Genomic DNA, 9,761 nt, shown 5'->3' with positions numbered 1-9,761 from the left:
CACCCGCGCTCGCCAAGGAGAGCCGTGCCATGACCGAAGACCTCGTGCCGTCCCTCGGCCGCTGGCGGCTGTGGGAACAGTTCGCCCTGCGCGGGGCGGGCTTCCCCGCCGACGGCGTGCTCCGCCTCGCCCCGCCCGGACTGGCCGAGGCGGCCGACAAGTTCGGGGCCGGCGAGCCGCTCGACGGCCCCGAGTGGACCGGCTTCGCCCGCCTCTTCGCGGACACCGCCGTCGAGACCGCGCACACCTTGCAGGACATCGCCCGGACACCGGCCTTCCGGGAGGCCGTGGCCTGGCAGAACCGGCCGGTGCTCACCTCCGGGATCGCCCCGTTCCTGCGCTGGACCCCGAGCGCGGACAGCCGCAGCAGCATGCCCCGCCAGCGCGAGGAACTGGTCGCGCACTACTGGCAGCGGTTCTGCGTGAAGAACGACACCATCGGCTTCTTCGGCCCGGTCGGCTGGGGCCGCTGGGACTCCGCCACCCGGGCCCTCGCCGTGGACCCCGGCACCGGCCTGATCGCGAAGTCGACCGTCTACTGGGCCACGTGGGGCATCGACGCGCTCGCCCGGACCCTGGACGCCGACCCCGCCCTGCGCGAGTGGATCGCGCCCCGCCGGGTGCCGTTCCTGGTGCTGGACGGGGACCGCGTGCGGGTGCCCGGCCGGCGCGCACAGCCCGTGCCCGCGGGTACGGCGGCCGTCCTCGCCCGCTGCGACGGGCTGCGCCCGGCCCGGGAGATCGCCGCCGAGCTCCCGGACACCGACGTCCCCGCCGTGCTGGCCGACCTGGTCGCCCGCCGCTGGGTGGTCTGGCGCCTCGAACTCCCCGCCGACACCCACCCCGACCGGGCCCTGCGCGCCTGGCTGGAAACCGTTGGCGCGCCCGAACTGCGCCGACGCGGGCTGGCGGCACTGGACCGGCTGGAACGGGGCCGCGCGCGGGTGGCGGCGGCCCGCGACGTGGACACCCTCGTGGCGGCGCTGACCGGGCTCGAACACGACTTCACCGAGCTGACCGCCACCGCCGCGGTACGGGAGAAGTCCGCGTCGACCGCGCCCTGCCGGGCGCTGGTGTACTCCGACACCCGGCGGTCCGCCACCGCCCGCCTCGGCCCCGCGATGCTCGAAGCGCTGCGCCCGCTGGGGCTGTTGATGGACAGCGCCGCCTGGCTCACCGCCGAACTCGCCGCGACGGTACGGGAGGAGATCCGCCGCGTGCACGACCGGCTGGCCGCCGAGGGGCCGGTCGACCTGGCCTCCTTCTGGTTCGCCTGCCTGCCGGTGCTGCACGGCGCCGCCCGCGCCAAGGCCACGCGGTTGCAGGGCGAGTTCGCCCGGCGCTGGCAGCAGATCCTGGCGGCCCCGCCGGACGCCCGCCGGGTGACGATGACGTCGGCCGGAATCGAGGCGGCGGTACGGGAGCGGTTTTCGGCCACCGGTGGGGCCTGGACGGCGGCCCGCTACCTCAGCCCGGACGTCCTGATCGCCGCCGACGGCGCGGACGCCGTGGCACGCGGCGACTTCACCCTCGTCCTGGGCGAACTCCACCTGGCCGCCAACACGTTGGGCGCGTCCCTCTTCACCCACCAGCACCCGGACGTCGACGAACTCCTGCGGCTCACCGACCGCGACCACCCCGGCCCCCGCCTGATGCCCCTGATCCCCAAGGAGCACCGGGCCCGGCTGTCGTCGCGGGTGCGCCACACCCTCGTCCGCCCCCAGGACCGGCAGGTGGCCCTCGCCGACTTCGCCGCCGACCCCGCCCGTACGGTCCGCAGTGCCGACGCCACCGTGGAGGAGCAGGCCGGCGAGCTGGTCGTCCGCCTCCCGGACGGCTCGGCCTTCCCCGCCCTGGACGTCTTCTCCCACGTGCTCACCACGCTGTCGATGGACCTCTTCCAGCTGCTGCCGAGCGCGGACCACACCCCCCGCGTCACCCTCGATCGCCTGGTGGTCGCGCGCGAGACCTGGCGCCTGCCGGCCGCGGACGCGGAGTTCGCCGGCGAGAAGGACGAGGCCCGCCGCTTCGTCGGGGCCCGCCGCTGGCGCGCCCGGCTGGGCCTGCCCCGCTACGTCTTCGTGGTCTCGCCGACCGAATCCCGCCCGTTCTACGTCGACTTCGACAGCCCCGTCTACGTCACGATCCTCGCCAAGGCCCTGCGCCGGCTGGCCCGCAAGGACCCGCTGGGAACCGCGGTGTTCACGGAAATGCTGCCGACCCCGGAACAGTCCTGGCTCACCGACGCGGAAAACCGCCGCTACACATCGGAATTGAGATTCGTCGCCTTCGACACGAGTGCGCGATACCCCGAGTAGCCGCGATTAAACAGAAGTTGAGGGCCAATTCCCCATTGATCTGGCATGAGCATGCTGCTTAGCATCACGCGGCACTGTTGTTGTCTGAGAGGAGTCAAAGATGACACAAGCAGAGACGATGGAAGCGCCCTCGTACGAGTCTTTGGTCGAGGACGCGCTGCGCGAGCTCTCCGAGGCCGAGTCGGCCGAGGTCCTCGTGCCGGTCGGCAGCGGCGAAGAGGGTCCGCTGATGGCGTGGTTCGTCGCCACCTGACAATCGGCGAGCGCCATCCGACACCTGGCAAGACCCTAGGGGTTCCGGCCGCGCGCGATGCCCGCGGCCGGAATTCCCCTTGCCCGGAAGAACCGCCGACCCGACCCGAAGCCAGGGGGAGCACGCCTTGACCGTCGTCCAGCCCAGCCGCGACCTGCGGGATGGAGTCGATGCACTCCTCGACCGGTACGCCGGCCTCACCGATCGCGACCACTGCGTCGTCGTCTTCGCCCCGGACAGCCGGGAGGCGGCCGCCTGGCTGGTCGCCGGACTCAAGCAACGCGGCATCGCCGCCAAGGCCGTCGGCATGCGGCCACTCGTGGACTACGGATTCGCCGCCCGCCTGGAATCCGCGGTACCGGACCCCGCCTCCTTCACCGGCCGGCTCGTCGTCTTCACGCTCGAACGCGACACGATGTCCCACTTCTCGCCGCTGCTGCACCTGATGCGGCGGTTCGGCAGCGACCGCTGCATGATCGTCCGCATCATCAGCGCGTCACGGGAATTCTTCGAGCAGGCCCTCAACCTCGGACCGGACGAACTCAGCGCCCGCAACGCCGCGCTGCTGACCCGGCTGACCAAGGCCCGCACCGTCCGGGTCCGCAGCCGGGGCGGCACCGATCTGCGCATCCGGCTCGACGCCGAGCGCTACGACTGGATCAGCAACCGCGGCGTCTGGCGCCCGGGCGGCTTCACCATCCTCCCCGCCGGGGAGATCGCCACCTACCCCGCCGGGATCGACGGCCGCCTGGTGGCGGACGGGGCGCTCAACTGCAACGTCATCACCCGCATCGACACCCGGCTGGCGGACCACCCGCTGACGGTCGACATCGCGGACGGGCGCGCCACCGGCTTCTCCGGCGGCGACGACGACGTACGCGAACTGGTCGAACTCTGCTTCAAGCAGCCGCACGGCATGCGCGTGGGCGAGCTGGGCTTCGGCACCAACAACGGCATCGACCGGTTCATCCCGGCCAACTCGCACATCAACGAACGCCGTGTCGGCGTGCACATCGGGTTCGGCCAGCACAACCAGGACCGCGCCGTCGTCGACTACGAGGAGAAGGTGCACCTCGACCTCATCACCGACGGCGCGGAACTCTACATCGACGACGAACCCGAACCCGTCGACCTGGCAGACCTCCCGCTCACCGGGGACGAACACCCCCGGCTGGTGCGGGACGAGGACATCACGGGCGACTGTTGCGGGTTCGGTTACGGCGAGTTGACCGACCCCACCGCCGCGAGCGCGATCATCTGAACATGCCCAACGCGAAAACCCTGTTGGCCGGCCGGCTGGCCGGCAGCGCCATGGAACTGCGCGACTTCCGGTACCTGTGGGCCGGACAGGCGGTCAGCGCCGTCGGCGACCAGCTCTTCAACGTGGCCGTGTCCCTCCGCGTGATCGAGTGCGGCGGAGACGCCGGCGACGTCGGTCTGGTGATCGGTGCCCGGATGCTCGCCACCGTCCTGTTCGTGCTCATCGGCGGTGTCTGGGCCGATCGCGTGCCCCGGCGCCGCGCGATGATGCTCGCCGACGGCTTCCGGCTGGCGGCCATCACCGTGGTGGTCCTCGGCGCGTTCGACACCGCGACCGTCTCGCTCGCCGTGCTGACCTTCCTCGTCGGCAGCGGAGAGGCGTTCTTCCGGCCCGCCTACGGCGGTCTGGTGCCCTCACTCGTGCCAGAGGACCGGCTGCTCAGCGCCAACGTCTGGCGGGGCGGCATGGAGAGCGCGGCGGCCGTCGTCGGGCCCGCGCTCGGCGGCGTCCTGGTGGCCACCGTCGGCACCCGGGTGGCCTTCGCCGCCAACGCGGCCACCTTCGCGATCAGCCTGCTGTGCGTCCTCGCCGTCACCGAGCCGCCGATGCGGGGGCAGGCGTCCCGCTCCTCCATGGTCCAGGAGATCCGCGAGGGACTGGCGGCGGTGCGCCGCGTGCGCTGGACCGCGGCCATCCTCACGATGACCGCGATACAGACCATGCTGGTCGTCGCGCCCCACATGGTGCTGCTGCCGGTCATCACGCAGGAGAGGTTCGCCGGCCCCTCCGCCTACGGCCTGGTCATCGCCATGTTCAGCCTCAGCGGCTTCATCGGCACGATCGTCGTCGGACGGATCAGGCTGAAGCACCCCGGCACCAGCGCGATGGTCTTCAACGCGCTGTTCACCCTCGTGCCGCTCGTCCTGCTCACCCCGTTCTCGCTGTGGTGGGTGGTGGCCGGATACATGATCGCGGGCTTCGCGATGATGCCCTTCAACACCCTTCTGCACACCGCCCTGCAACGCCAGTTCCCGCCCTCGCTCCTCGGCCGGATCAGCTCCGTTGACTGGCTGTGCAGCCTCGCGCTGCTGCCGCTCGGCCTGGCCGTCATCGGACCGCTGGCGGACGCGGTGGGGCGTACGACCGTACTCGTCGTCGCGGCCGTCGTACAGCTCGGCGCCGCCCTGCTGGTGCTGGCCGTGCCCGGGGTGCGCGACTTCCATCAGGAAGAACACGAAGAACAGCCGGTTCTCGGAGACGTGGAGGTATGACATGGCAGTGGAGAAGCTCCTCGACGATCCGTCGAAGCTGGTGTCCATCCGGGACACCGAGCCGTACGTCAGCCGGGACATGGGCGAACTGGACCACGTGTTCTCGACCGACATCGCCGAACAGCTCCTGTTCGAGCGAGGACTGCGCACCCCTTACATCAGGCTCTGGAAGCACGGCAAGGACATCGGGGTCCGGCACGCGGCCAAGCCCGGCGACGACGGCTCCGACGAGCGCCGGGTGCTGTCCGGGCTCGCGGACCCCCGGTACGTCGTCGCACAGATGCGGCAGGGCGCGACCCTCGTCTACCAGGCGATGTCCACGTACTGCCCCGAGGTGGAGGCGTTCTGCTCCGAACTGTCCGAGGACATCGGGGTGCCCGTCGCCGCCAACGCCTTCCTGACCCCGCCGAACTCCAAGGGCGCCGAGGCGCACTACGACCTCGCCAGCATCTTCATCCGCCAGCTGGCCGGCTCCAAGACCTGGCGGCTGCACGAGCCGCCGGTGAAGTGGCCGGTCAAGCGCTCCAAGCCGGGCGTCACCCCGCAGACCCCGCTCCGCCTCGAAGTCACCCTCCACGCCGGCGACTGCCTCTACCTGCCCCGCGGCTTCTACCACGAGGGGACCACGGGAGCGGAGGGCTCCGTCCACATCGCCTTCTCCGACGGCGTCGAGGACACCTGGACCCAGATCCTGCACGACGTCCTCGACCTCGCCGCCGAACGCAGCCCCGCGCTGCGCGGCCGGTTGCCCCGCAAGTCCGAGGCGCTGAGCGGCGGTTCCAAGGAGATCTGGAAGGAAGTCCGGGAGGACGTCTTCCGCACCCTGGAGGGACTGAGCGACGAGCTGATCTCCGCGCTGGTGGTGCGGCGCCTCCAGGCCCGCGAGCAGCAGCTCAAGAAGGCGGAGACGGCCTCGCTCGGCGACATCCTCGCGGTGGACTCCCCGTCGGGTGACGCCTGATGGGGGCCGGGCAGGACGAGGCGGTCCGGGTCGGCATCACCCCGGCCGGCACCATGAGCCTGGTCCGCGGCCACCACCAGGAGATCCTGCGGCGCCTTGGACCGGCCCTGCCCGCCGGGCCCGCCCCCGCCTGCCTGCACCCCGGCCTGGTCTGGGCGGCGACCTCCGGTGACGACGCCGACCCCGCCCACGTGGCGGAGCTGGCCGGCGCGCTGGCGGACGCCGGCCTGATGCCGCCGCTCGAACACCTCACACCCGGCGGGTCCGACCCGCTGCCCGAGTGGTGCCGATGGGGCACCGGCCAACTGCTCGCCGACATCCGGCAGACCCACGGCACCGGCGAGGCCGACTTCGGCGCACCGGACCTCACCGGGGGAATCGCCCACCTGGAAGCCGCCCGGGCGACCCTGCGCCGGGTCTGGCCCGAAGCCGCCCTGGAAATGGACCTGTTGATCCGGGTCATCGTGCACGTCCAGGGCGGAGCCTTCCGCTCGGCCACGCTCCGCCCGACCTTCGGCGCCATCTACCTCGGCTCCTCCAGCGTCGAGAGCACCCCGGCCGCCTTCGAGGCACTCCTGCACGAGACCGGTCACCACGCGCTCTACCTGCGGAACTTCTTCGCGACCCTGGTGACCAACGGGGACCTCCTGATCAGCCACCCGCTGCGCCCCGACCCACGCCCGGTCTCCGGCGCCGTGCACGCCGCCCACGTCCTGGCGCGCATGGCCCACGGCCTCGCCCGCTGGGCGGCGGAACCGACGGCCCCGCCCGAGGTCGCCACCCGGCGCGACGACGCGCTGCGGCGCCTGCGGGGCACCATCGAGGCCCTGGAACCGGCCGCCGAGTGGACGGACGGCGGCCGGCGCTACTTCGACGACCTCCTCCACTGGGAGAAGGAACTGACCACCGCCCAACAACCCTGACCACCGCGCCGCGCCGCCGGACCGCGCCCCCGCCGGACGCTCCGCGCGGATCACCCGGCGGCACCCGGCACCCGGCGCCCGTCAGTAGGGTGAACCCCACCGGACCGGAGCGCGTGGGGAGAGGGATGACCGACTCGAAGGAACACCGCGGCTGGATAGGCAAGTTGTTCGGCGGGCGCCGCACGCGCGCCCAGCGCCAGGCACCCGCCCGGCCGGAGGCCGAGGACCCCAGGGCATGGACCCGCCCCGAGGAACTGGTGGACCTTTCCTCCCTCCCACCGCACGTGGCGGAGGACATGGTCGTCACGGCGGCGCTGATCGACGAGGCCGACCAGGCACGCGAGCGCGGCCACCGGGAGCAGGCCGAGGAACTGCTGCGCGGCGCCGTCCGGTCGATCGTCGACCCCTACCGCCAGCTCGCCGAGGAACGGCTCGGGACACTGCTGTCCGAGAACGGCGAGGTCGAGGAGGCCGTCGCCCTGTGGCTGCGCGCCGCCGAGGGACCGGACCCCGGGCTGCGCCAGGCCGTCGGGACCTACCTGGGCTCCATCCCCTTCGCCGACGCGGGGTTCCTGGTGCACGCCGACCCGGCGACGATGCTGACCCTGCTGCCCAGAGCCTGGGGATTCGGACGTCTGGGCGCCGCGGTGTACCAGGCCTCGGCCCACCGGCACCGGGACGCCCCCGCCGCCGTGCGCCGCCACCTGCTGGCACTCGACGCCGCCCGCTACGGGGACCTCGACCTTTCGGCACGAATCGATGCCGTACCGGTGGCGGACGAACCCCCCGCGCGCCGGCGCGTCGAGTGGGCCAGCGGCGTCCAGCTCGGCGGCTGCCGCTGGAGCACGGCGGGTCACCCGGACGACGTGTCGGCCGTCGCCGCGGGACCGGTCACCGTCGACGGACGCCCGGTCGTGGTCACCGGCGGCGACGACGGCACCGTACGCCTGTGGGACCTGGCCACCGGCGAACCGGCCGGCGAACCGCTCGCCGATCACACCGGGCGGGTCCTCGCCGTGGCGACGGCCGACCTGGACGGCCGCCCGGTGGCGGTCTCGGCCGGCACCGACCAGGCCGTACGGATCTGGGACCTGCACACGCGACGACTCCGGCACGCGCCCCTGACCGGCCACACCGACTGGGTCACCGGGGTGGCCACGGCGACGGTGCGCGACCGCCCGGTGGCCGTCACCTGCGGCCACGACCGGAGCGTCCGGGTCTGGGACCTGGCCACCGGCGAACCGGCCGGCGCACCGATGGGCGAGCCGGCCGGTCCCGGCAGCGCCCACCCGCACCGGCTGGCTTCGGTCGCCACGACGGTGCTCGACCGGCGACCCGTCGCGGTGACCGGCGACTTCGGGGGCACCGTCCGGGTCTGGGACCTCGCGAAGGGACGCCGGCTGCGGGCACCCATCGCCACCGGGACCGGTGCGGTGGAGTCCCTGGCCACCGTGACGGCCGGCGGCCGTCCGGCCGTGGTCGTCGGCGGCTCCGACGGCACGGCCACCCTCTGGGACCTGGCGTCGGGTGCCCGGCTCGGCGAGCGCCTCGCCGGCTCCACCACATGGCCGCAGACGGTGGCGGCGGTGACGAGCGGGGCCGGCCCGGTGGTGGTCACCGGCGACACCACCGGCATGGTGCGGCTGTGGGACCCGGCCACCGGACGGCAGACCGCCCAGGCCTTCGCCGGCCCGCTCGGCCACGTGCGGACACTGGCCGCGTCCACGGTGGACGGGCGGCCCGTGGTGCTCATCGGCACCGGCGACGGCAGGGTCCACCGCTGGGACCCGGACACCGAACGCCCCGTGGGCAACCCGCTGCCCGGCCACGGCGACACGGTGACCTCCGTGACGACGATCGAGGCTGACGGCGGCACGCTGGTCGTCAGCTCCGACTGGGACGGCACGACACGCCTGTGGGACCTGGCCACCGGTGCCGAGGCGGGCACGCCCCTCACCGGCTCCGACGACCCGGTGTACGGGACGGCGACCGCGGTGGTCGACGGCCGGCCGCTCGTGGTCGTCGCCGGGGGCGGCGGCACCGCCCGCCTCTGGGACCCGGTCACCGGGGCGGAGCCGGGCGGGCTCGGCCACGACGCCGACGTGCACGCCGTGGCGACGACGGCACTGGCCGGCCGTCCGGTCGCCGTCACCGGCGACAGGGACGGCCTGGTCCGGGTCTGGGACCTCGGCACCGGGGAAGACCTGCACGGGCCGCTGACCGGACACGAATCCGGCGTGACCGCCGCACTCACCACGGAACTCGACGGCCGCCCGGTCGCGGTCACCGCGGACGAGGACACGGTCCGGCTGTGGGACCCGGCCACCGGCGCCCCGCTCGGTCCGCCGATCGTCCTCGCACCGCCCGCCGGGTCCGCACCCGCGGCGGAGCCGGAGGACGAGGTCCCGCCCGCCATCGAGATGCTGGCGACGGCGGTGGTCGACGACCGCCCGGTGCTGGCGGTGGGATGCGAGGACGGCCTGGTCCACCTCCGGGACCTCGGCACCCGCGCCCCCGTCGGCGAGCCCGTCCACGTCGACGGCCTCACCGCGCTGACCACCGCGCGGATCGAGGGCCGCCCGGTGCTCCTCACCGGCGGCGACGACGGCATCGTGCGCACCTGGGACCTGACGACCCGCACCCGCGGCGGCCCCGACCTCGTGCTGCCCTTCCCGGTCGGCGCGCTCGCCGTGTCCCCGGCCGGCCGGCTCGTGGCCGGGTTCGGCCGGGAGGTCGCGGTGTTCGGGCCCGCCGAACCCGCGTAGCCGGGAGGG

The 9,761-nt window shown here is 73.5% G+C and carries 7 protein-coding genes; all 7 read left to right on the top strand.

Translation table 11 applies throughout. The features are described from left to right. Nucleotides 1-29: 29 nt before the first annotated feature. Entirely contained in the window at nucleotides 30-2,318 is a 2,289-nt protein-coding gene (locus HZZ00_RS22430; protein ID WP_180328121.1) for a lantibiotic dehydratase, read from the top strand. 100 nt (nucleotides 2,319-2,418) lie between these two features. Continuing rightward, entirely contained in the window at nucleotides 2,419-2,571 is a 153-nt protein-coding gene (locus HZZ00_RS22425; RefSeq protein ID WP_167381455.1) for a hypothetical protein, read from the top strand. Nucleotides 2,572-2,698: 127 nt separating this feature from the next. Next, entirely contained in the window at nucleotides 2,699-3,832 is a 1,134-nt protein-coding gene (locus HZZ00_RS22420) for a hypothetical protein (RefSeq protein ID WP_180328120.1), read from the top strand. A gap of 2 nt (nucleotides 3,833-3,834) precedes the next feature. Further along, a complete protein-coding gene (locus HZZ00_RS22415; RefSeq protein WP_180328119.1) occupies nucleotides 3,835-5,103 on the top strand; it encodes an MFS transporter in 1,269 nt (422 codons plus the stop codon). A gap of 1 nt (nucleotide 5,104) precedes the next feature. Beyond that, nucleotides 5,105-6,064, top strand: coding sequence for a JmjC domain-containing protein (locus HZZ00_RS22410; protein ID WP_180328118.1), 960 nt, complete (start codon nucleotides 5,105-5,107; stop codon nucleotides 6,062-6,064). Continuing rightward, nucleotides 6,064-6,987, top strand: a complete 924-nt coding sequence (locus HZZ00_RS22405) for an HEXXH motif-containing putative peptide modification protein (protein ID WP_180328117.1) — start codon at nucleotides 6,064-6,066, stop codon at nucleotides 6,985-6,987. The genes HZZ00_RS22410 and HZZ00_RS22405 overlap by 1 nt, the downstream gene beginning before the upstream one ends. Nucleotides 6,988-7,112: 125 nt before the next feature. Beyond that, nucleotides 7,113-9,752, top strand: a complete 2,640-nt coding sequence (locus HZZ00_RS22400) for a WD40 repeat domain-containing protein (protein WP_180328116.1) — start codon at nucleotides 7,113-7,115, stop codon at nucleotides 9,750-9,752. Nucleotides 9,753-9,761 lie beyond the last annotated feature (9 nt).

Source organism: Streptomyces sp. NEAU-sy36, from assembly GCF_013423905.1.
Lineage (GTDB): Bacteria > Actinomycetota > Actinomycetes > Streptomycetales > Streptomycetaceae > Streptomyces > Streptomyces misionensis.
Note: the sequence above shows the minus strand (reverse complement) of the source record. Positions and strands in the feature narration are given on the sequence as shown.